Annotated in this window: 17 protein-coding genes; 4 read left to right on the top strand and 13 right to left on the bottom strand. The window is 73.4% G+C overall.

Translation table 11 applies throughout. The features are described 5' to 3' along the window. Window positions 1-2: 2 nt before the first annotated feature. From BT341_RS30850 to BT341_RS30820, 7 genes are all read right to left on the bottom strand, one after another. Complete coding sequence (locus BT341_RS30850; RefSeq protein ID WP_072482275.1) at window positions 3-1,724, bottom strand: glycoside hydrolase family 15 protein; 1,722 nt, start codon at window positions 1,722-1,724, stop codon at window positions 3-5. Beyond that, the gene (locus BT341_RS30845) at window positions 1,721-2,731 is read right to left on the bottom strand and encodes an SDR family oxidoreductase (protein ID WP_072479609.1); all 1,011 of its coding nucleotides are present in this window, start codon (window positions 2,729-2,731) and stop codon (window positions 1,721-1,723) included. The genes BT341_RS30850 and BT341_RS30845 overlap by 4 nt, the downstream gene beginning before the upstream one ends. 11 nt (window positions 2,732-2,742) lie before the next feature. Beyond that, window positions 2,743-2,994 carry a hypothetical protein gene (locus tag BT341_RS30840; RefSeq protein ID WP_143168681.1) on the bottom strand — a complete coding sequence of 84 codons (252 nt, stop codon included), beginning with the start codon at window positions 2,992-2,994 and terminating at the stop codon, window positions 2,743-2,745. Window positions 2,995-3,164: 170 nt separating this feature from the next. Continuing rightward, window positions 3,165-6,230 carry an FAD-binding and (Fe-S)-binding domain-containing protein gene (locus tag BT341_RS30835; RefSeq protein WP_072479607.1) on the bottom strand — a complete coding sequence of 1,022 codons (3,066 nt, stop codon included), beginning with the start codon at window positions 6,228-6,230 and terminating at the stop codon, window positions 3,165-3,167. 12 nt (window positions 6,231-6,242) lie between these two features. After that, complete coding sequence (locus BT341_RS30830) at window positions 6,243-7,343, bottom strand: enolase C-terminal domain-like protein (protein WP_072479606.1); 1,101 nt, start codon at window positions 7,341-7,343, stop codon at window positions 6,243-6,245. Continuing rightward, the gene (locus BT341_RS30825) at window positions 7,343-9,136 is read right to left on the bottom strand and encodes a thiamine pyrophosphate-requiring protein (protein ID WP_072479605.1); all 1,794 of its coding nucleotides are present in this window, start codon (window positions 9,134-9,136) and stop codon (window positions 7,343-7,345) included. Before BT341_RS30825 ends, BT341_RS30830 begins: the two co-directional genes overlap by 1 nt. Before the next feature lie 40 nt (window positions 9,137-9,176). Then, window positions 9,177-9,545 (bottom strand): DUF6292 family protein, encoded by a 369-nt coding sequence (locus BT341_RS30820; protein WP_072479604.1) that lies wholly within the window; start codon window positions 9,543-9,545, stop codon window positions 9,177-9,179. An 89-nt stretch (window positions 9,546-9,634) separates the two neighbouring features. On the opposite strand from BT341_RS30820, the gene BT341_RS30815 reads away from it, so the two are divergent. From BT341_RS30815 to BT341_RS30800, 4 genes are all read left to right on the top strand, one after another. Beyond that, window positions 9,635-10,102 (top strand): MarR family winged helix-turn-helix transcriptional regulator, encoded by a 468-nt coding sequence (locus BT341_RS30815; RefSeq protein ID WP_245805367.1) that lies wholly within the window; start codon window positions 9,635-9,637, stop codon window positions 10,100-10,102. 69 nt (window positions 10,103-10,171) lie between these two features. Further along, window positions 10,172-12,559 carry a molybdopterin oxidoreductase family protein gene (locus tag BT341_RS30810; protein ID WP_072479602.1) on the top strand — a complete coding sequence of 796 codons (2,388 nt, stop codon included), beginning with the start codon at window positions 10,172-10,174 and terminating at the stop codon, window positions 12,557-12,559. Beyond that, window positions 12,556-13,035 (top strand): hypothetical protein, encoded by a 480-nt coding sequence (locus BT341_RS30805; protein WP_072479601.1) that lies wholly within the window; start codon window positions 12,556-12,558, stop codon window positions 13,033-13,035. Before BT341_RS30810 ends, BT341_RS30805 begins: the two co-directional genes overlap by 4 nt. Before the next feature lie 33 nt (window positions 13,036-13,068). Continuing rightward, on the top strand, window positions 13,069-13,515 hold the full coding sequence (locus BT341_RS30800; protein ID WP_072482274.1) for a DUF6098 family protein: 447 nt from the start codon (window positions 13,069-13,071) through the stop codon (window positions 13,513-13,515). 9 nt (window positions 13,516-13,524) lie between these two features. Here the strand turns inward: BT341_RS30800 and BT341_RS30795 are convergent, their stop codons facing one another. The 6 genes from BT341_RS30795 to BT341_RS30770 all read right to left on the bottom strand — a co-directional run bounded on the left by BT341_RS30795 (window position 13,525) and on the right by BT341_RS30770 (window position 21,694). Continuing rightward, on the bottom strand, window positions 13,525-14,793 hold the full coding sequence (locus tag BT341_RS30795) for a low temperature requirement protein A (protein ID WP_072479600.1): 1,269 nt from the start codon (window positions 14,791-14,793) through the stop codon (window positions 13,525-13,527). Between the two features lie 114 nt (window positions 14,794-14,907). Continuing rightward, a complete protein-coding gene (locus BT341_RS30790; protein WP_072479599.1) occupies window positions 14,908-17,310 on the bottom strand; it encodes a DUF7617 domain-containing protein in 2,403 nt (800 codons plus the stop codon). Between the two features lie 280 nt (window positions 17,311-17,590). After that, entirely contained in the window at window positions 17,591-18,376 is a 786-nt protein-coding gene (locus BT341_RS30785; RefSeq protein WP_245805164.1) for a GntR family transcriptional regulator, read from the bottom strand. A 68-nt stretch (window positions 18,377-18,444) separates the two neighbouring features. Beyond that, window positions 18,445-19,938 carry a beta-N-acetylhexosaminidase gene (locus BT341_RS30780; protein ID WP_072479597.1) on the bottom strand — a complete coding sequence of 498 codons (1,494 nt, stop codon included), beginning with the start codon at window positions 19,936-19,938 and terminating at the stop codon, window positions 18,445-18,447. Then, window positions 19,938-20,756 (bottom strand): carbohydrate ABC transporter permease, encoded by an 819-nt coding sequence (locus BT341_RS30775; RefSeq protein WP_072479596.1) that lies wholly within the window; start codon window positions 20,754-20,756, stop codon window positions 19,938-19,940. The genes BT341_RS30780 and BT341_RS30775 overlap by 1 nt, the downstream gene beginning before the upstream one ends. Continuing rightward, complete coding sequence (locus BT341_RS30770; protein WP_072479595.1) at window positions 20,753-21,694, bottom strand: carbohydrate ABC transporter permease; 942 nt, start codon at window positions 21,692-21,694, stop codon at window positions 20,753-20,755. Before BT341_RS30770 ends, BT341_RS30775 begins: the two co-directional genes overlap by 4 nt. Window positions 21,695-21,721 lie beyond the last annotated feature (27 nt).

Here is a 21,721-nt window from a genome sequence, read left to right as displayed (position 1 = left end):
GGTCAGCTGAGCCGCTGGGCCGTCTCGAGCAGCATGGCGTGCACGAATGCCTGCGGCAGGTTACCGCGCAGCTGCCGCTGCCGGACGTCGTACTCCTCGGCGAACAGCCCCGGCGGCCCGCACGCCGCCCGGTTGCGCTCGAACCAGCGGAACGCCCCGGCCCGGTCGCCCTGGTGGAAGCACGCGAGCGCCATCGTGAACCCGCACAGCAGGAACGCTCCTTCGGCCTCGCCCAGCGGCAGCTCGTCGGAGGCGAAGCGGTACACGTAGCCGTCTTCGGTGAGGTGCTCCCGGACCGCCACGAGCGTCGCGCGCGTGCGGGGGTCGTCGGCGGGCAGGGCGCCGCGCACCGGCGGCAGCAGCAACGCCGCGTCGGTGCCCGGGTGCACCGGGCTGCGCTTCCAGAACCCGCCCGCGTCCAGGCACCGGGACGTCGTCTCCGCGAGGATCTTGTCCGCGAGGCCGGAGAGCTCCGCCCCGCGGTGCGCGGGCACTTCCCGCGCCAGCGCGTTCAGGCCGGCGACGCAGGCCAGCCGGGAATGCGTCCACCACTGGTCTTCCAGCTCCCAGACGCCCGCTTCCGGCTGGTCCCAGCGTTCGGTGATCAGCCGGACGACCACGTCGGACGCGCGCTGGACGTCGCCGTCGAAGTGGCCGTGGCGGGCCGCGGCCGCGTGCAGCTGCAGCAGCTCGCCGAGCGCGTCCAGCTGGAACTGGTGGGCGACGTGGTTGCCGACGACGTCCGACCCGCCGGGGTAGCCGGGCAGCTTCAGCGTCGTCTCGTCGGGCGGCGGGGTGCCGTCGGTCCGGTAGGCGGGCAGGATCCGGTCGCCGTGGTCGAGCACGCGGGCGGTGCTGAACCGCAGCGCGTCGTCCAGCAGCGGGTGCGGCTCGTCGACCGCCGCGGCGAGCCCGGCGTAGCACTGGTCGCGCAGCCACACGTACCGGTAGTCGTAGTTGCGGCCGGCCTCCGACCGCTCCGGCAGGCCCAGCGTGGCCGCGGCGACCATCCCGCCGGTACTGGTGGTCAGGCCGCGGAGGACCGCGTACGAGTGACGTGCGTCGCGCGGCGCGACGGTGTGCCCCAGCTCGGGAACCGCGGTGTGCCAGCCGTGTTCGGTCGCCTGCCACAGGTAGCCGGGGTCGACCCGCCCGGGCAGGCGGCGGTCGCTGATCTCGAGGACCAGGTCGTGCCGGCCGCCGGCGGGCACGGTCAGCTCGAAGCCGAGGCCGTCGTCGCCGGCCACCGCGTCGCCGGCGCCGGTCCACCGCACGCGCAGGTCGCCGGTGCGGCCCGTCCACGTCCCGTCGCCGTCGCGCCGCAGCTCCCGCAGCGACCGGCGGCCGAAGGCGTCGCCCAGCTCCAGCCGGACCTGCATCCGGACCTCGCGCTCGACCGCCTCGACGCGGCGCAGCAGCACGACCCGGTGCGGGTCACCGGGATAGGACAGCGCTTCCCGGCATTCGACCGCCGTCGACGTCGTCACCCAGCGGTTGCGCCAGACGAGGGTGCCGGGCTCGTAGTAGCCGCCCCAGACGCACGGCTCGACCGGGCTGACGGTGTAGCCGCCGGTGCCGCCGATCAGCGACGACATCACCGCGCTGTCGGACCACCCCGGCGCGCACAGCCAGGCGATGTCACCGCGTGGGCCGCACAACGCGCCGCGTTCGCCGTCGGCCAGCAGGGCGTACTCGCGCAGGACGTGCGGGACGAAGCCGCTCATGACCGGGCTCGGCGCCACACCGCCAGCGCCGTCGCGGCGAGCGCGCTGCCGCCGGCGGCGAGCAGGCCGTGGTGCCGGCTCGCCCACAGCTGGAAGCTGCGCGGGGTGGACTGGTCGTCGAACTCGCCGTGCGCGCCGAAGTCGCGATCGCGGTCGGCGGGCGCCCACAGGTTCGCCGGCTGGGCGGGCGGCTTGGGTTCGCCGGTCTGCTGCGACTTGTAGCCGGTCCGCGCGAGGTAGCGGTCCAGGATCCCGGGGGCGACGGCGTTCGCGACGAGCGTGCCGACCGTGCTGCCGCCGACCCAGTACTCGCGCCGCCGCGGATGGTCGGCGGCGTACAGGACCGCGCGGGCGGCGACCTCGGGCTGGTAGATCGGCGGCACCGGCTGCGCGTGGCGCGGCAGCTTGGACAGCACCCAGGAGAACTGCGGCGTGTTGACGGCGGGCATCTGCACCATCGTCGTCCGGACGTGGCTGCCCTCGTGCAGCAGCTCGCAGCGCAGCGCCTCGTTGAAGCCCTGGATGGCGTGCTTGGCGCCGCAGTAGGCGCTCTGCAGCGGAATCCCGCGGTAGGCGAGGGCCGAGCCGACCTGCACGATCGTGCCGCGGTCGCGGGGCTTCATCCGCCGCAGCGCGGCCATCGTGCCGTGGACGTAGCCGAGGTAGCTGACCTCGGTGACGCGGCGGAACTCGTCCGGCTCGATCTCGATGAACGGCGCGAACACCGAGGTGAAGGCGACGTTGACCCAGACGTCGATGGGCCCGAGCTCTTTCTCGGCCCGCTCGGCGGCGGCGTCGACCTGCGCGAAGTCGGCGACGTCGGTGGGGATTTCGAGCGCGGTCCCGCCGGCACGGGTGATGTCCGCGGCGGCGGCGCTGAGGCCCTGTTCCCCGCGGGCGAGCAGGGCGACACGGGCATGCCGCGCGCCGAAAGCCCGCGCGACGGCGCGCCCGATCCCGCCGCTGGCCCCGGTCACGACGACGACCTGGTTCTGGTTGCTGGACATGAAACCTCCGATCAGCTGCCGGGACTGGGGGATGCGCCCGCGCGAGGCCGGGCCGCCCGGGCCCAGGCCGCCGCGACCGCGGCGTTGGCCAGCGCCGCGGCCCGCCACCGCCGGGAGACGGCGGCCAGCGCGAGCATGCTGGCGCTGTGGGCGGCATCGGCGGACCAGCCCCACCGGGCGACAAGACCCGCAGGCCACCGCAGCGCGGCGGCGGCCTGCAGGAGATGGCGGCCGGCGAGGAGGAGAACGACTTTTCGCGGCACGGGGAGGAACCGCGCGGCAACGAGCAAGCCGGCGGCCCAGACCAGACGGGCCCGGGCAACCTGTTTCGCCGCGTGGGCTGCTTCGCTGGCGCCGCGGGCGGATGCGGCGGCTCGGCGGGCTTGGGCGGCGCGGCGTGCGGTGCGGCCGCGCTCAATTCTCCGTCGGCGCGTCATCGACCGGCCCGCCGGCGTGCCCACACCAGTCCCGCCGCCGCGGCTACCGCGAGGGCCGGGGCCAATGCCCGTCGCCTGCGGCGTGGCGTTTCCTCCGGCCTCTCGAGCCCTGCCGCCAGCAGTTCCGCCAGGTGCTTGCCTTCGCGGCCGCCGCTGTCCAGCTCGTGCAGCTGGGTTCGGCAGCTGAACCCGTCGGCCAGCACCGCCGTGTCCGCCGGCGCCGATCGCACGCGCGGCAGCAGCACCCGCTCCGCGCACGCCTTCGAAACCTCCAGATGTCCCTTCTCGAACCCGAAGTTGCCCGCCAGCCCGCAGCACCCCGAGTCCAGCCGCTCGGCGTCCACTCCCGCCGCCTGCAACAGCTTGCGGTCCGCGTCCCAGCCCATGACCGCGTGCTGGTGGCAGTGCACCTGGGCGATCGCCTTCGCGTCCAGGCGCGGCGGCCGGTAGCCGGGGGAGTGCTCGGTCAGCAGCTCCGCGAGGGTGACCGTCTGCGCGCGCAGCCGCCGGACGTCCTGGTCGCCCGGGAACAGCTCGAACGCGTCCGACCGGAACACCGCCGTGCAGCTGGGTTCCAGCCCGACGACCAGCCCGCCCTCGTGCAGGTGCGGGGCCAGCTCGCGGACCGTGCGCGCCAGGATGTTCTTGGCGAGCTTCAGCTGGCCGGTGGAGATCCAGGTCAGCGCGCAGCAGACCGGGCCCGCCGGCATCGTCACCCGCCAGCCGGCGTCCTCCATCAGCCGGACCGCGGCCTGCCCGATGTGCGGGTGGAACGTGTTGGTGAACGTGTCCGGCCACAGCAGCACCGTGCCGCGCGCCCCGGTGCCGGCCGGCCCGCGGCGGGCGAACCACTGCTGCAGCGTTTCCCCGGCGAACATCGGGATCTCGCGGTCTTCGACGCCGGCCGCGCGCGTGGCCAGCCGGGACAACCCGGGCGCGTGCGTGAGGGCGTTGACCACGCGGCCGGCCCGCAGCCTGCCCACGACCTGGGCGAACGCCGGGAGCCAGCCCATCGTGAAGTCCGACCGCGGCCGCCGCCACGGCCGGCCTTCGTAGTGGTGGGAAAGGAACTCCGCCTTGTAGGTCGCCATGTCCACATTGGCCGGGCAGTCGGTCTTGCAGCCCTTGCAGGCCAGGCAGAGGTCCAGCGCCTCGCGCACGTCGGTGGAGCGCCAGCCGTCCCCGACCGGGCTGTCGCCGTGGCCGTCGAGCATCTCGAACAGCAGCCGCGCCCGGCCGCGCGTCGAGTGCTCCTCCTCGCCGGTCACCTGGTACGACGGGCACATGACCTGCCCGCCGCTGGTGGTGTGCTGGCGGCACCGGCCGACGCCGACGCAGCGGTTGGCGGCCTGGGCGAACGAGCCGCCGTCGTCGGGGAACCGGAAGTGCAGGCCCTGCGGGTCGGCCGGCGTCCAGTCCGCGCCGAGGCGCAGGTGCTCGTCGAGCCGCGCGGGCGCGACGACCTTGCCCGGGTTCATCCGGTTCCCGGGGTCGAAGACGGCCTTGAGCCTGCCGAACGCGGTCACGATGTCCTCGCCGAACATCTTCGGCAGCAGCTCGCCGCGGGACTGCCCGTCGCCGTGCTCGCCGGAGAAGGAGCCACCCAGCTCGGCGACGAGGTCGGCGGCGCGCTCCATGAACCGGCGGTAGGTGGCGACGCCGTCGGCGGAGTACAGGTCGAACGGGATGCGCGTGTGCACGCAGCCCTGGCCGAAGTGGCCGTAAAGGCTCGGGCCGGTGTCGCTGGCGTAGCCGAATTCTTCGTACAGCTTCGACAGTTTCCGCAGGTACTCGCCGAGCCGCTCGGGCGCGACGGCGGAGTCCTCCCAGCCTTCGAACGTGTCACGCCGTCCCGGCAGGTGCGCGGTGGCCCCGAGGCCGGCTTCGCGGACCTGCCACAGCTCGTGCTCGCGCTCGGGATCGTCGAGGAACGCGACGTCGGCTTCGTGCTCGGTGTCGTGGAGAGCGTCGAGCATCCTATGCGCCTGACGTTCGGCCTCGTCGTGCGTCTTCGCGGCGAACTGCACCATCAGGAACGCGCGGCCTTCGGGCATTTCCTGCAGCGCCTGCGGGTTCATGGCCTTGATCTGCTGGTCGCGGATCAGCTTGTGGTCGACGCCTTCGAGGGCGACCGGCTCGTGCGGGAGGATCGACGGCACCGCGTCGGCGGCCTTCGCGATGTCGGGGTAGCCGAGGACCACGAGCGTCCGCTCGGGCAGCACCGGGACGAGCTCCAGCTCGGCCCGCAGCACGGTGACCAAAGTGGACTCGCTGCCGACGAGCAGCCCGGCGACGTCGAAGTCGTGCTCCGGCAGCAGGGAGTCGAGGTTGTAGCCGGACACGCGCCGCGGGATGTCCGGGTAGCGGCGGCGGATCTCGTCGGCGTAGGTGTCGCGCAGCTGCCGCAGCTGCCGGTAGATCGCCGCCCGCTTGTCGCCGTGGCGTTCGATCTCGGCGTACTCCTCGTCGGTGGTTTCCCCGCACCAGAACCGGGTGCCGTCGTAGGTGACGACCTCCAGCCGCCGGATGTTGTCGACGACCTTGCCGGTGCGCTGGGCGGTGGCGCCGCAGGAGTTGTTGCCGATCATCCCGCCGAGCGTGCAGTTCATGTGCGTCGCGGGTTCCGGCCCGAACCGCAGGCCGGTGTCGGCGAGCTGCCGGTTCAGCTCGTCGAGCACGATCCCGGGCTGCACGACGCAGGTGCGCGCCTCGGCGTCGACCGACTCGAGTTCGGTGCAGTACTTGGAGAAGTCGAGCACGACGGCGGTGTTGGTGCACTGCCCGGCGAGGCTGGTCCCGCCCCCGCGCGAGAGGATCGGCGCCCCGAACTCGCGCGCGACGCCGACGGCGGCGACGGCGTCGTCCGGAGTGCGGGGCACGACGACCCCGATCGGCAGCTGCCGGAAGTTGGACGCGTCGGTCGAGTAGGCGGCGCGCGTCCCGCGGTCGAAGCGCACTTCACCGCGGACGCGCTCCCGGAGGGCGGCGGCGAGGGCGCCGACGTCGAGGTCTTCGTGGGCGGGATGGTGCACCACGGGGTCGGGGAGCTGGACGGTTCCCATCGCGATCCTCCTTCAGAGTGCGTACTCGGCCGCGGCGCCGGCGCGGAAGGTCAGGCCGTGGCCCGGCTGGGCCAGCGACGGGGTCACCGTTCCGCCCGCCGGGTCGAGGCAGCCGTCGAAGAAGCGGCGCTCGATGCGGTCGTGGTCGGCGAACCACTCGATGTGGCGGAAGTTCGGCGTCGCCACCGCCGCGTGCGCCGACAGGTTCGGGGCGCAGTGCGCCGAGACGTCCCGGCCGGCCGCCGCCGCCAGTGCGGCCGCCCGCCGCCACTCCGTGAAGCCGCCGCAGCGGGTGACGTCCACCTGCAGGCAGTCCACCACCGGGAGCAGGCGCGCGAACGCGGGCAGGTCGTAGCCGTACTCGCCGGCCGCGATGTCCGGGCCGCCGGGGAAGCGGGCCCCCGCCAGCCCGGCCAGGTCGTCGCTGGACACCGGTTCCTCGAACCAGGTGACGCCCCACTCCAGCAGCCGCTCGGCGACCCGCCGGGCCTGGCCGGCCGAGTAGGCGCCGTTCGCGTCGACGAACACCTCGACGTCGTCGCCGACCTTGTCGCGGGTCAGCCGCACGCGCTCGAGGTCGCGCTCCACACGGGTGCCCCACGACTCGCCGATCTTGATCTTCACCCGCGGCAGGCGCTGCCGGCGCACCCAGTGGTCGAGCTGGGCGGCCAGCTCGCCTTCGGACAACGTCGTGAACCCGCCGCTGCCGTAGACGTCCACACTTTCGTGTACGCGCCCGAGCAGGCGGCTGACCGGCAGGTCCAGCCACCGCGCCGCGGCGTCCCACAGCGCGACGTCGACGGCCGACAGCGCGCACGACACCAGCCCCGCCCGGCCCAGGTTCCGGATCGCCCGCTGCATCGCCGTCCACGCCGCCGGGACGTCGCACAGCGGCCGCCCCCGGACGACCTCGGCGAGCTTGCCCTCGATCAGCGGGACGCACGCCTCGTCGGCGTACGTCCAGCCCAGGCCGGAGACCTCGCCCGCGTCGGCCCGCACCACGACGATCGTGGTCGCGTCCCAGGCCAGGGTCCCGTCGGCCTCGGGTCCCGGGGTCGGCACCCGGTAGGCCCGGGCGCCGACCCGCTCGACGAGCGGCGGCTGTCTCGTCATCAGCTCTTCCCGCCCGGCAGGAACTCCTGGATCTTCGTCTTCACGCCCTGGGCGACGAGGTGCAGCGCGTCGGGGTCGCCCTTGAGCACGGCCTCGGTCGCCGACTTGACCTGCTCGAACGTCGCGTGCGGCGGGATCGGCGGCACCTCCGGGTCGCAGCGGACGTCGAGCACGGCCGGCTTGCCCGCGGTGAGCGCGGTGTCCCACGCCGCGGCGAGCTGGCCGGGCTTGTCGACGGTGACCGCGGTGAGCCCGAGCGAAAGCGCGAAGCCGGCGTAGTCGACGTCGGGCAGGCTCTGGGACTCTTCGAACTTCGGCGCGCCGCCCATCGCGCGCAGCTCCCACGTGACCTGGTTCAGGTCGTTGTTGTGGAACACGCAGATCACGCAGCGCGGGTCGCTCCACAGCGTGTGGTAGCGGGCGACGGTGATCAGCTCGGCGAGGCCGTTCATCTGCATGGCGCCGTCGCCGACCAGGGCGATCACCGGCCGGTCGGGGTGGGCGAACTTGGCGCCGATCGCGTACGGCACGCCCGGGCCCATGGTCGCCAGCGTGCCCGACAGCGACCCGCGGATCTCGCCGCGGATGCGCAGGTTGCGGGCGTACCAGTTGGTCGAGGACCCCGAGTCCGCGGTGACGATGGCGTTTTCCGGGATCCGCTTGGACAGCTCGGACACGACGGCCATCGGGTTCACCGGATCGGCGTCGACGGCGGCTTCCTTGTCGACGGTCTCCCACCACGACGCGACGTTCTTCTCGATCGTCTCGCGCCAGGAGCGGTCCGGCTTGCTCGTCAGCCGCGGCAGCAGCGCGCGCAGCGTGGCCGCGCTGTCCCCGACGAGGTTGACCTCGGTGGGGTAGCGCATCCCGATGAACTTGCCGTCCAGGTCGATCTGCACCGCCCGCGCCTGGCCGAAGTCCGGCAGGAACTGGCTGTACGGGAAGTTCGACCCGACGATGAGCAGCGTGTCGCAGTCGCGCATCAGCTCGTAGCTGGGACGCGTCCCGAGCAGCCCGATCGCGCCGGTGACGTACGGCAGCTCGTCGGACAGGACGTCCTTGCCGAGCAGCGCCTTCGCGACGCCGGCGCCGGTGACCTCGGCGACCTGCCGGACCTCTTCGGCGGCGCCGCGCGCGCCCTGGCCGACCAGGATGGCGACCTTCTCGCCGGCGTTGAGCACCTCGGCCGCCGCGTCGAGGTCCGGCTCGGGCGGGACCGGGTTCGGCCACGACGTGCTCGGCTTGCTCGAGGGCACCTGCTTGAACGCGTGCTGGGGTGCCGAATACGGCTCCTCCTGCAGGTCGGCGGGGATGATCAGCGCGGTCGGGCAGCGGGAGGACTCGGCCGTGCGGATGGCGCGGTCGAGCGCGTTCGGCAGCTGCTCGGCGACGTTGACCTCGACGAGGTATTCGCTCGCGACGTCCTTGTAGAGCGCCTGCAGGTCGATTTCCTGCTGGTAGCTGCCGCCCATCGCGCTGCGCGCGGTCTGCCCGACGATCGCCACCACCGGGACGTGGTCGAGCTTCGCGTCGTAGAGCCCGTTGAGCAGGTGGATCGCGCCCGGGCCGGAGGTGGCCATGCAGACGCCGACCTTGCCGCTGAACTTCGCGTAGCCGACCGCCGAAAAGGCGGCCATCTCCTCGTGCCGCGCTTGCACGAACCGCGGCTGGTTGTCCGCCTTGCCGAACGAGGCGACGATGCCGTTGATCCCGTCGCCCGGGTAGGCGAAGACCTGCTCGACCCCCCACTCGCGCAAGCGCTGGAGCAGGTAGTCGCCGACCGTCTGAGCCATGAGTACTCCCTTTGCCGTTCCGGAACCTCCGCGGCGGGCTTCACCCGGACGGGTGGCCGCACCGCGCGGTGTTCTTCTCGGGCCGTGCCAGTTCGGTGAGCGCCGCGCGGACCCGCCGGGCCACGACGGCGGGCCGCGGCCGCCGCGGTTCCGGCCAGCGGACCAGCACCGTCGGTTCTTCCGCCGCCTCGGGCTCCAGCGCCAGGCACCATCCCGCGTCGGCGGCCCACTGCAGCATCAGGAGCCGGCCCGCGTGCCGCGGCGACCGGTCGGCCAGCGCGATGTAGGCGGTCGACGGACTGCCGTGCTCGCTCCACGAAGCGGCCGGTTCGACGCGCAGCAGTTCGGCGACGGCCTCGACGTAGTCGCGCAGGGCGGCGGTGTCGGCGTGCCCGGGATCCGGTTTCACCGGTGCGGATGCCTCCTTCCGTGGTCGCCGGCGGCGCCCACGAATTCGCTGTACCCGCTTTCCGCCCCTACCATACTTGCGTGACGCAAATGTGGCAGGCGGACGACGGGACCGACGCGGCCCTGTCCGTCCTCCGGGCGATGGTGACGATCGCCGACTCGACCGTCGGCCGGAACACCGAGCAGCTGACTCTCACCCAGTTCCGCGCGCTGCGGGTGGTGGCCGACCGGACGCCGGTCACCATGGGCAAGGTGGCGCGCGAACTGGCGCTGAACCCGTCGTCGGTCACCCGGGCGTGTGATCGGCTGGTCGGGCTGAATCTGCTGGAAAAGGCCCCCAACCCGCTGAACCGGCGGGAGACGCTGCTCGCGCCGACCGCGGCGGGCCGTCAGCTCGTCGAGCGGGTCGACCACGACCGGCGGGCCGTGCTGGCGGCGGTGCTGGCCCAGCTCGCCCCGGCCGCCCGTGATGCCGCGATCGCCGCTTTCGAGCGGTTCGCCGGAGCGGTCAAAGCGTACGAAGCGGATTCCGGCGCACTGTTGCGTGACGCAAACTAACGAGCGTCCGGCGTTTGCGCCCCCGGTCCGAGGGTATCCCGGCCGCAGCCGAGTTCCAGGAGGTCTGCGGTGGCACAGCGCGACGGCATCACCGAACCGTGGGGGACGAGGACACCCTACGGACGCGGGGATCCGTGGCCGGTACGCGTGGACACCCGGCTGGCCGAGGGCCTGCGTCCCGGCGACGTCGACCGCTGGGTCCGCAGCGCCGCCGTGCTGCACTCCAACGGCGACGGGCTCGACATCGCGGTGAAGGACGGCCGGATCGCCGGCGTCCGCGGCCGCGCCGACGACCGTGTCAACCACGGGCGCCTCGATCCGAAGGACCTGTTCGGCTGGCAGGCCAACTCCGCGCCGGACCGGCTGACGACGCCGCTGGTGCGCCGGCACGGCGAGCTGGCCGAGGCGAGCTGGGACGAGGCGATGGACCTGATCGTCCGGCGCAGCGAGGAGCTGCTCGGCGAGCAGGGGCCCGGCGCGCTCGGCTTCTACACCAGCGGCCAGCTGTTCGCCGAGGAGTACTACACGCTCGCCGCGATCGCGCGCGGCGGCCTCGGCACCCACCACCTCGACGGCAACACGCGGCTCTGCACGGCGACCGCGGCCGCCGCCCTCAAGGAGTCCTTCGGCTGCGACGGCCAGCCGTCGTCCTACACCGACGTCGACCACGCCGACGTCATCGCGCTCTTCGGGCACAACGTCGCCGAGACGCAGGCCGTGCTGTGGTCGCGCATGCTCGACCGGCTCGCCGGGCCGAACCCGCCGGCGCTGCTGTGCGTCGACCCGCGCGAAACCCCGGTCGCCCGGGCCGCGACGCTGCACCTGGCGCCGCTGCCCGGGACCAACGTCGCCCTGATGAACGGCCTCCTGCACGAGATCGTCGAGCACGGCTGGGTCGACCGCGAGTACGTCGAGCGCTGCACGGTCGGCTACGACGACCTCGCGGCGATGGTCGCGGCCTACCCGCCCGAGCGCGCCGCGGAGATCTGCGGCCTCGACGCCGGGCAGATCCGCGAGGCCGCGCGGCTGCTGGGGTCCGCCGAGCGGCTGCTCTGCACGGTCCTGCAGGGCTTCTACCAGTCCCACCAGGCCACGGCGGCCGCCGTGCAGGTCAACAACCTCGTCCTGCTGCGCGGCATGCTCGGCAAGCCCGGGGCCGGCGTCCTGCAGATGAACGGCCAGCCGACGGCGGAGAACACCCGCGAATGCGGCGCCGACGGCGACCTGACCGGCTTCCGCAACTGGGCCAACGACTCGCACGTCGAAGAACTCGCTTCGCTGTGGAACGTCGACGTGAGCAAGATCCCGCACTACGGGCCGCCGACGCACCTCATGCAGATGCTGCGCTACGCCGAGACCGGCACCCTGCGGTTCCTCTGGGTCTCGGCCACCAACCCGGCCGTCTCGCTGCCGGAACTGCACCGGATCCGGTCCATCCTGGACTCCCCGCGGCTGTTCCTGGTGGTGCAGGACGCGTTCCGCACGGAGACCGCCGAACTGGCCGACGTCGTGCTGCCCGCGGCGATGTGGGGGGAGAAGACCGGCACGTTCACCAACGCCGACCGCACGGTGCACCTGTCGGAGAAGGCCGTCGAGCCGCCCGGCCAGGCCCGCGCGGACCTCGACATCTTCCTCGACTACGCGCGGCGGATGAACTTCCGCGGCAACGACGGCGAGCCGTTCCCGCAGTGGCACGACGCCGAAACGGCGTTCGAGGCCTGGAAACGCGCGTCGGCCGGGCGGCCGTGCGACTACAGCGGGCTGAGCTACGCCAAGCTGCGCGAGGTGAGCGGCATCCAGTGGCCGTGCACCGCCGAGAGCCCGGACGGGACCGAGCGGCTGTACACCGACGGGGAGTTCTTCGCGCAGCCCGACTACTGCGAGAGCTACGGCCGTGACCTCGTCACCGGCGCGCCGCTGGAACCGGTGGAGTACCGCGCGATGAACCCCGGCGGGAAGGCGATGCTCAAGGCCGCCGAGTTCGTCCCGCCGCACGAGGTGCCCGGCGACGACCACCCGTTCCACCTGATCAACGGCCGGACGATCCACCACTTCCACACGCGCACCAAGACCGGCCGGGCGCCGGAGCTGCAGGCGGCCGCGCCGGAGGTGTGGCTGCAGGTGTCCGAACGGGACGCGGCCGCCGCCGGGCTCGCCGAAGGGGACCTGGCGGAGGTCTCGACCCCGCGCGGCCGGGTCCACGCGCGCGTCCGCGTCGGCGGCGTCCGCGACGGCGTGCTGTTCCTGCCGTTCCACTACGGCTACTGGGACGTCGACCACCCGGCGGGCAAGGACGGCGACCGCGCGGCGAACGAGCTGACCTGCACCGACTGGGACCCGGTGTCGAAGCAGCCGCTGTTCAAGACGGCGGCGGCCGCGCTGCGCAAGGCCGGCGCGGCGCCGGCACCCGAATCCGCGCCGCTGCCCGCGCCGGTCGAGGAGGAGGTCGTCCGATGAAGCTGGATCTCGTCCTGCGCGAGCTGCACCGCGCCGAGACGGCGATGGCGAAGGACCTGCTGCACACCGCCGACCGCCACCACGCGGAGCACGAGATCCACCACCTCGCCCGCGACCTGGCGGCCTGGTCGGTGGTGCACGTCCGCGAGATCGCCCGTGCCGGCCGGGCCCACGGCCTGGACCTCGGCGAGGACGTCCCGGGGCCGGGTCCGCTGGCCCCGCTGCGGACGGCGCTGGCCGACCTGGCCGGCCGCCGCCCGGAACCGGGAGTCCTGCTGCTGGCCGACCTGCGCCGCCTGCACCGCCGGGCGGCCGGGGTGTCGCTCGACTGGGAACTGCTCGCCCAGGGCGCGCAGGCCGCGAAGGACACGGAGCTGCTGGAGCTGGCGAGCCGGTGTCACCCGCAGACGCTACGGCAGCTCAAGTGGGCGAACGCGATGCTGAAGGTGCTTTCGCCGCAGATCCTGACCAGCTAGGTTAGCCGGCCGCGGCCGGGGTACTGCGTGATCATGCTGCCCACGGTGAAGGACCTGGCGGACCTGGTCCAGTTGTTCGAGGCCGAAGGCGACGACGTGTACGTCCGCTGGTCGCGGGGACCGGATGTCGATCTGGCGGATTCGGCGTCGAGCCGCGACGGGCTGACGGGCATCGCGCTGCCGGGCCTGTCGGCGAACTCCCTGCGCCGCGAGCCGTGGTGGGGCGATCGTTCCCTGCGGCTGTGGCTGGCGCGGCGGCTGTACGACTACGAGCACCTGCGCGACCTGCGTGGCCCGGGCGTCCGCCCGTGGGTCCTGCGCGGCCGCGAGATCGCCCGCGGCCCGGACAACGAGCCGCTGGTCGTGGACGCGGAGCCGCTGGCCTGGGTGGCCGACGAGGTGCTGCGGGAAGCCCGCCGCCTGGTCGACGAGCAGGGATCCCGGGAGTGGGGGCCGATGGACCGGCGCGCGCACCGCTGAGCCCGTGTGTCACTCACGACGGCGTGCCGGACCGCGGTCTTCCTGGAGGGTGCGCAGGAACGCGACCGGATCGTCGCCCAGGCGTTCCAGGGCGCGGTGGCGGATGCCCGCCGCCACCGCCGTCGCCGCCACCGCCACCGCCCACGCCGCGATCACCACGACCACCGCCGGGGCCGGCAGCACGCGGCCCAGGAACGCCAGGCACACCGTCGCGGCGAGCGCCCCGACGCGGGCCACGCCGCCGTACCAGCGCTTCCCGGGGCCCGTCGAGAAGACCCGCGTGCCCGCCAGGTACAGCGTCAGGCCTGCGGTCGTGAACCACGCCGCCGCCTGCGGCGGGGATTCGTGCAGCGACAGGTTCAGCCCTGCCGCGATCAGCAGCAGCGCGAACGCGGGGAACAGGTGGCCGCCGGCGTACAGCGAATACGCCAGTGCCGGATTGCCGCCGGAGAGGCCGAGCATGCGCTCGGAGAACCGTGCCGCCGACGAAAAGTACAGCCACCACAACGCGCCCGCCATCACCAGGCCGCCGGCCAGGGCCGCCCAGTAGGCGAAGTCGTCGGCCGGGCGCGCCAGCGCCGCGGTGCCGACCGTGATCACCAGCTCGCCGAGCAGGAGGATCATGAACAGCCCGAACCGCTCGGCGAGGTGCGCCGAGTCGACCGCGAGGTTCGGGTCGCGCGGCGGCGCCAGGAGCGTCCGCCACCGGGCCGCGCGCGTCGGGCGTTCGCCGCGGCGCCGTGGCGGGCGGTCGCCCAGCAGCAGGAACCCCGCCTCCTGCAGCAGCGCGAGCGCCCACACGGCGCCCGCGTGCGGGACGACCGCCGAAACGCCGAACAGGACCGCCGAAACCGCATAGCCCCAGCTGATGCGGCTCTGGTCGAGCCCGGCGCGGGCCGGCCAGCGGTGCGCGGCCGCCAGGATCACGCGCACCCCGGCCATGGCCGCCGCGAAGCCCGCCGGATGCCCGTCGAAGACGCGGTGGGCCTGCGTGGCGGCGATCGCGCAGGGAATGGTGCCGGCCAGCACGAACAGCCGGTCGGCGGCGCGGCTGTCGTCGCCGCGGCGGTTGTAGAGCACGGCGAAGCCGATCCACGTCCACCACAGTGTCGCGAACAGGCCGAGCGCCGCGGCGACGCGCGCCCAGCGCGGGTCGGCCACCATGCCGTGCGCCACCTGGCCCACCGCGAACACGAAGACGAGGTCGAAGTACAGCTCGACCCACCCGACGTGCTTGCCGGGCGCGCGCCGCTCGCTGCTGCTGTCCGCATCGGTCACGTCGCCGATTCTGCCGTCTCCCGGCCGGTGCGCCTCCGCCCGGACGGCACGGGAACCGCCGGACGGCCTGCGGGCAACGCCGGAACGTTCCCCGCAGGCCGTCACGTCAGCTCGCTAGAGGATGCACAGCAGCGAACAGGCCTTCGCCGACGACCACGCCGTGTGGGACGGCGGCGTCCCCGGCGGCGCGTTCACCGGCAGGTAGCTCACCTTCGCCTGGTTGGTGATCGGGAACAGGCTCAGCAACGCGTACGTCGAGCAGTAGACCTGCTTCGACTGCCCGGCGTCCAAAGTGAACGGATCCGTCTGGCAGGACGGCTCCACGCTGTCCACGACGTGCGCGGACGTGATGCCGACCGGACCGGCGTTCGTCACCGTGATCCGCCAGTACGCCGTCGCGTTCAGCAGGCCCAGCAGCCCGACGCCGGCCTGTTTCGCCCACGGGCCCGCGCTACCCGGCCCGCACTTCGCCGCCGACGAGGACGTGCAGATCTCCTTCTCCACGCTCACCTTCGGGGTGCACGACGCACCGGGGGCGACCGGGAGCGTCACCGTGTTCGACGTGAACGAACCCGTCGAGTCGGTGCCCGAAGCCGTGTTCGTCACCGACGTCACCGCGCAGTCCGCCGCGATCGTCGTGCGGAAGCACAGCTGCGGCGCGTCGCCCGCGAAGCCGACCACCAGCCGGCCGCCGAAGCCGGCTCCGCTGTGCAGGACCAGCGTCGTGGTCACCGTGATCGACGGGTGGGCGGTCACGGACACCCCGGTGAGGTCGACCGAGCCGTCCGGGGCGAAGCCCGGGGCCGGCACCACCGCGCCGTCCTGGTCCACCACCGTGACCCGCGACGCGGCAAAGTCGACGTTGGCCGGGTCGACGCCCGTCAGCCGCGCCGCCGTGTAGCCCTGGACGTGCGAAGTGCCGCCGTCGCAGTAGAAATCGGCCGGCTTCAGCGTCACCTGGCCGCCGGAGCGCACGCACGGCGTCGAGCCCGTCGCCGGGTCCATCGAGAACAGCACGCCCGCGTCACCCAGCCCGATCAGGCAGCCCGACGGCGGGTCGTACGCGTAGCCGTAGTCCCGCGTGGCCCCGCCGTTCGCCGACGGGTGCGTGACCGGGCCGGGCAATCCGGCGCACGCGGCCGCCGTCGTCCAGTCGTGGCACAGCGCCGCGCCCGCGTACGGGCCACCCCAGATCGGCAGGTAGCTGCGGACGTGGCCGTTCGGGTCGGTGACGACTTCCGGGTCGAAGGCGATCACGCCGGACGGCAGCGACGCGGTGATCGGCGGAGCCGGCAGGGCCGACCCGTCGAGCGCGTAGCACGTCGTGACGTCCGTGCCGCCGGTCGTCGTCGAACACGCGCCGACCGGCGCGCCGGCCGTGCTGAACGCCGTGTAGGCGTTGTAGGTGTAATTGCCCGCGGGCGCCGTCGGCCGTGACGACGCCCAGCCCGCGCACGCCGTGGCCGTCGCCGGGTCGAAGCAGCCCAGCGCGGGCTGCTGCGCAGTGTTCGGGTTCGACGTCGACGCGAAGACCTTGCCCGCCACCACGGTCAGCGCGCCGTACACGTACGGCTGGTTGCTCGCGGCCGGCAGGATCGGCGCGTACGGCTGGCCGCCGCAGGCGCTCTTCGTGGCGATGGTCCAGCAGACGACCGCGCCGCTGCTGACCACGCCGTAGAGGTTCCCGGCGCTTTCCGCGAACCCGGTGACGCTGTTGACCGACGGCGACCCGCCGGTGGCGGCCAGCGGCCAGTACCCGCAATTGGCCGCGGCGGCCAGGTCGAGACAGCCGACGCCCACCGACCCCGCGGTGACCGCGGGGTAGTAGACCTGCGCCGGCGCGGCGGGGTCGCGCACGTACTGCTCCACCATGGTGCTGGCGACGTCCCCGGCCCCCAGGGTGCCCAGCGGGCCCGGCGTGGTGTTGAGGACCTTCGGCCAGGAGCCGCCCGGGCAGCGCTGCCCGGTGGCGAGATCGGTGCACACCACCTTCGGCGCAGTGGCGCCGAGGTGGTGGTAGATGTTCCAGGCCTGCAGCGTGCCGTTCGGCGTGCGGTACAGGATCGGGCTGAAGCCGTCGCCGCCGGTCGCGGTCGTCACCGCCTGCACGGGCGGGGTGAGCGCGCCGGACAACGACGTCGCGTCCGGGCCGGCGTCGGGGTCGGTGGCCCGCAGGGCGGTCACGCCGGACGCCGGTTCGACGCCGCCGAAGGTGCTGCCGTCGGTGGACCACGACGGCGTCCAGCCGGGTGGCGCGTGCAGCGAGCCGGACTGGAAGGCCTGGCCGGGGCCGACGGGGTCGGTGATGGTGGCGGTGCCGGCGCCGGTGGCCTGGTCGTCGTAGCCGATGACCCAGTTGGCGGTGGCGCCGTGGCTCGCCGGGGAACCGGTGCCCTGCACCGACTTCGTCAGCGCCGAGACGACGGCGGGCGCCGGATCGGCGGCCGCGGGCAGGGCGGCCGCGGTGGCCGCGACGAGCACCAGCGGCACGGCCGCTACCAGCATGCGTCTTCGCATGAACGGTCCTCGATTCTTTCACACGGTGGATTCCGGGAATCGTTTCCCGGCCGAAGAGAAATCGTATGCCGAACCGGCGGTGTGGTTGAAGTGCTCTCACTCGGGCGCCGAAAAGGCGACGCCAACAGCGCAGTTTCGGACCGGCTCGGCCCCGGTCGTTCCTGTCCGGACAAGGGCTTTCACGTCGGATCCTCACCCGGATGCCGTCCGCTATCACCCGTTCGGGTAGCGGCCGGTAGCGCATTTCCGGGCCGGTGAAGATCTGTTTCCGAAAGCGCGCTCAGCCCGATTCGGCGTCGAAACGCAGTTTCGACGTGATGCGGTACCGGTCGCCGCGGTAGACCGACCGGGTCAGTTCGACGACTTGGCCCGTCGTGTCGCGGGTCAGCCGCTCGATGTGCAGGATCGGCGCGTAGACGGCGATGTCCAGCAGCTCGGCCTGCTCGGGGTTGGTCACGGACGGCTCGATCGTCTGCACGGCGTCCTGCACGGCGATCCCGAACCGTTCGCGCAGCAGCCGGTAGAAGTTGCCCGCCTCCAGGTCGGCGGGGGCCAGCCCGGGCACGAGCGCGGCGGGCAGCGCGAGCCGTTCGATCGCGATCGGCTCGTCGTCCACGTGCCGGACCCGCGTGACGCGCAGCACCGGCGTTCCCGGCTCGCGTTCCAGCTCGGCCGCCAGCGACCGCGGGGCGGGCGACACCGCGAACGCGACGACCCGGCTGGTCCAGTGGCCCTCCGCGGGCGGGACGGCGAGCCCGGTCGCCAGCTCCTGGGTGACTTTCTGCGGGCTGGTGAACGTGCCGCGGCCGCGCTGGCGGACCAGCAGCCCGGTGCGGGTCAGCTCGTCGATGGCCGCCCGGACGGTCGGGCGGGACACGCCCAGCTCCGCGGCCAGGTCCCGTTCGGAGGCCAGCCCGGTGCCGGGACCGGCGTTCTCGATCACCTTGAGCAGGTGCCGCCGGACGCGGTCGCGCTTCACGGTGGGCGGGCGGTCGGCCGGGTCGCCTTCGCTGCGGGGGTTGCGGGTGGCGGGGCCCCCGGGCTGGGGTGACGCCCCGGATGTCACTGTTTCTTTTCGGGGGTTCCGGGTGGCGGAGCCCCCGGCCTGGGGCGACGCCCCGGATGTCACAGGGGTCAAGGCACCGTCTTCCCGGGTACTCCGAGCGCGCCGGCGAACCGGATGCGCTCCTTCGGCAGGGCGTCCAGGGCGCGCAGCCGCTCGAGGTGACCGGTCAGGCGCTCCCGGAAGTCAGCATAACTGCGCCCCGGTGGCGACCACGCGCGCTCGGCCAGCGCGCACAGCCGGGGGAATGCCAGGCGCCGGACGTGGCCGGGGGTCGGCGCGTGCTCGGTCCACAGCTGGGCCTGGGTGCCCAGGACGCCGGGCCGGGTGCCGTCGCTGACCGGCAAGCCGCCTTCGAGGGGGTCGAAGCGGTAGACGTCTTCCAGGGTCGTGACGTCCGTGCGCGGTGGCTCGCCGGGTTCGTCGCTCTGCCGGTAGTCGAAGTACGTCGACGTGTGCGGCGCCATGACGACCCGGTGGCCGCGGGCGACGGCGAGCGCGCCGTGGGCGGCGTCGCGCCAGGCCGTGACGACCATGTCCGGGGGCAGCCGGCCGGCGGCGTGGCCGGTTTCGTCCCAGCACACGGCCTGACGTCCCAGGCCCGCCAGGAAGCGGTGCAGCTCGCCGAGGAACCACGGGTGCAGCTCGGCGGTGTCGCGCAGGCCGAGCCGCGCCGCCTTGTCGCGCGCCAGCGGGTTCGCCGCCCACTGCGCGGCCGGGCATTCGTCGCCGCCGATGTGCAGGTGCCGGGCCGGGAAGATGTCCGCGACCTGGGTGAAGACGTCGCGGCAGAACGCGAGCGCCTCGTCGTGGACGCCGAGGATGTCCGGGCTGATGCCCCATTCGGTCCACACCGGCAGCGGGGTCCCCGGCCGGTTGCCCAGCTCGGGGTAGGCGGCCAGCGCCGCGCGCACGTGCCCGGGCACGTCGATCTCGGGCACGATCGTGACCCCGCGCGCGGCCGCGAACGCGACGAGGTCCCGCAGCTGCCGCTGGGGGTAGAAGCCGCCGTGGGGGACGCCGTCGAACACGGCGCTGCCCGCCGGCCCGACCATCGATTCGGCCCGCCACGCGCCGACCTCGGTCAGCCGTGGCCAACCGCCGATCTCGATCCGCCAGCCCTGGTCGTCGGTGAGGTGCAGCTGCAGGACGTTGAACTTGTGCAGCGCCAGCAGGTCGACGAACTGGCGCAGGAACTCCGGCGGCATGAAGTGCCGGGCGACGTCGAGCAGCACTCCGCGCCACGGCAGCCGCGGCGCGTCGCGGACGTGCAGGCACGGCAGCCGCGGGAGCAGCTGGCGGACCGTCTGGACCCCGGCGAGCAGGCCCGCTTCCGTGGATGCCGTGAGCAGCGCGCCGCCGGGGGTGACGTCGAGAGCGTACTCCTCCGGGCCGAAGCCGGGCGCCAGCGCGAGCCGGACGGCCGGTCCGCTGTGGACGAGCGGCAGGCCCGCGTACGCGGCGAGCAGCCGGGCCGGGCCGGCGGTACCCGGCGCGGGCCGGACGCCGGACGGCGTGAAGGAGCCGGTGCGGCGGGTGAGCCGCGCGGGGTGGGGGACGAGCATCAGCCTTTCACCGCGCCCGCGGTCATGCCCTCGACCAAGTGGCGCTGCACCAGCGCGAAGAAGACGACGACGGGCAGGGCGAACAGCGTCGAGGCGGCGATGAGCCCGCCGTAGTCGGTGCCGGTGCTCGTGCTGAACGACACCAGCCACACCGGCAGCGTGTAGCCGGAGCTGTCCTTCATGATCACGTAGGCGAACAGGAAGTCGTTCCACGCGGTGATGAAGGCGAACACGCTGGTCGAGATCAGCCCGGGCAGCACGAGCGGCAGCAGGACCGAGCGCATCACCCGGGCGCGGGTGGCGCCGTCGACCATCGCGGCTTCCTCGAGCTCGACCGGGATGCCGTGCAGGAACCCGCGCAGCGTCCAGATCGTGAACGGCAGCACGAGCGCCACGTACGTCAGGATCAGCCCGGCGAGCGTGTCCAGCAGGTGCGCGCTCTTGAGGCCGAGGAACAGCGGGATGACCAGCGCGGGCACCGGGACCATCTGCAGCACCAGCACGCCGACGAGGAAGCTGCGGCGTCCGAAGAACCGGAAGCGCGTCAACGCGGTGGCGGCCAGGAAGGCGACCACGACCGACAGGGCGACGACGGCGGTGACGACCACGGCGCTGTTGACCAGCCCCGGCACGAACCCCGGCTTGGCGAGGGCGTCGGCGAAGTTGTCCAGCGTGACCGCGGACGGCAGGAACTCGGGCGTGGGGCGGAGGATGTCGCCGGCGGGCTTGAACGCGGTGAGCACCATCCAGTAGACCGGGAAGATCCACACGAGGCAGAAGACGGCGGCTGTGACATTGCGGCCGGCCCGGCGGATCACAGGTCCTCCCCGGAGCGGACGAGCCGCCGCACGTACACCGCCGTCATCGCGGCCAGCAGCGCGACCGAGACGACGGCGATCGCCGCGCCCTGCCCGAAGTCGTTGTGGCTGAAGGCCCGGGTGAACGTCCAGATGCCGAGTGTCGTGGTGCCCTCGCCCGGGCCGCCCTGGGTGAGGATCCAGATCTGGTTGAACACGGTGAAGTCCCAGATCACCGAGAGGATCGTGACCAGGCCGAGTATCGGCCGCAGGAACGGCAGCGTGATGGTGCGGTGCACGCGCCACGGCCCGGCGCCGTCCAGCGCGGCGGCTTCGTAGTACGAACGCGGGATCTGCGACAGGCCCGCGTGGAGCGTGAGCGCGACGAACGGCACCGACTGCCAGACGACCAGCAGCCAGACCAGGGTGAACGCCGAGGCGGGCGTCGTGGTCCAGTCGTGCTGGGTGAGGTCGCCGAACCCGGCCTGGGTGAGCAGCCAGTCGACCACGCCGTAGCCGGGCTGGAACAGCCATTGCCAGACCAGGGTCGAGGCCACGTTCGGCAACGCCCACGCGGCGATCAGGCACAGCGTGACGGCCGTGCGCATGCCCCGGCCCAGGCGCCGCAGCAGGAGCGCGACACCGAACCCGGCGAAGAGCGTGCCGAGCACGAGGGCGGCGCAGAACACGACGCTGCGGGCGAGGACCGGGAGCAGCCGGTCGTCGGCGAGGACCGCGGCGTAGTTGTCCCAGCCGACGAAGCTCGTCGTGCCGGTGAACAGCGAGCGCAGGCCGTACTGCTGCAGCGAGATGACGACGAGCCGGACCAGCGGGTAGCCGAGGACGAGCCCGAGCAGCGCGGCCGCGGGCAGCAGGAGGCCGTAGGGCAGCAGCGAGGGTCGCCGGCGCGGGGTCGCCGGTGCCGGCGGGGCTTCCGGCGGCGCTTTCTCGAGCAACACGGGAACTCCTTCGCGGGTGGAGGGGGC

This window comes from Amycolatopsis australiensis (genome assembly GCF_900119165.1).
GTDB classification, from domain to species: domain Bacteria; phylum Actinomycetota; class Actinomycetes; order Mycobacteriales; family Pseudonocardiaceae; genus Amycolatopsis; species Amycolatopsis australiensis.
Note: the sequence above shows the minus strand (reverse complement) of the source record. Positions and strands in the feature narration are given on the sequence as shown.

Excerpts from the sequence above, each read along its gene's own strand:
- BT341_RS30850 (WP_072482275.1), bottom strand. The coding sequence starts at position 1,724 with ATGAGCGGCTTCGTCCCGCACGTCCTGCGCGAGTACGCCCTGCTGGCC.
- BT341_RS30845 (WP_072479609.1), bottom strand. The coding sequence starts at position 2,731 with ATGTCCAGCAACCAGAACCAGGTCGTCGTCGTGACCGGGGCCAGCGGC.
- BT341_RS30835 (WP_072479607.1), bottom strand. The coding sequence starts at position 6,230 with ATGGGAACCGTCCAGCTCCCCGACCCCGTGGTGCACCATCCCGCCCAC.
- BT341_RS30830 (WP_072479606.1), bottom strand. The coding sequence starts at position 7,343 with ATGACGAGACAGCCGCCGCTCGTCGAGCGGGTCGGCGCCCGGGCCTAC.
- BT341_RS30825 (WP_072479605.1), bottom strand. The coding sequence starts at position 9,136 with ATGGCTCAGACGGTCGGCGACTACCTGCTCCAGCGCTTGCGCGAGTGG.
- BT341_RS30815 (WP_245805367.1), top strand. The coding sequence starts at position 9,635 with ATGTGGCAGGCGGACGACGGGACCGACGCGGCCCTGTCCGTCCTCCGG.
- BT341_RS30805 (WP_072479601.1), top strand. The coding sequence starts at position 12,556 with ATGAAGCTGGATCTCGTCCTGCGCGAGCTGCACCGCGCCGAGACGGCG.
- BT341_RS30800 (WP_072482274.1), top strand. The coding sequence starts at position 13,069 with ATGCTGCCCACGGTGAAGGACCTGGCGGACCTGGTCCAGTTGTTCGAG.
- BT341_RS30790 (WP_072479599.1), bottom strand. The coding sequence starts at position 17,310 with ATGCGAAGACGCATGCTGGTAGCGGCCGTGCCGCTGGTGCTCGTCGCG.
- BT341_RS30780 (WP_072479597.1), bottom strand. The coding sequence starts at position 19,938 with ATGCTCGTCCCCCACCCCGCGCGGCTCACCCGCCGCACCGGCTCCTTC.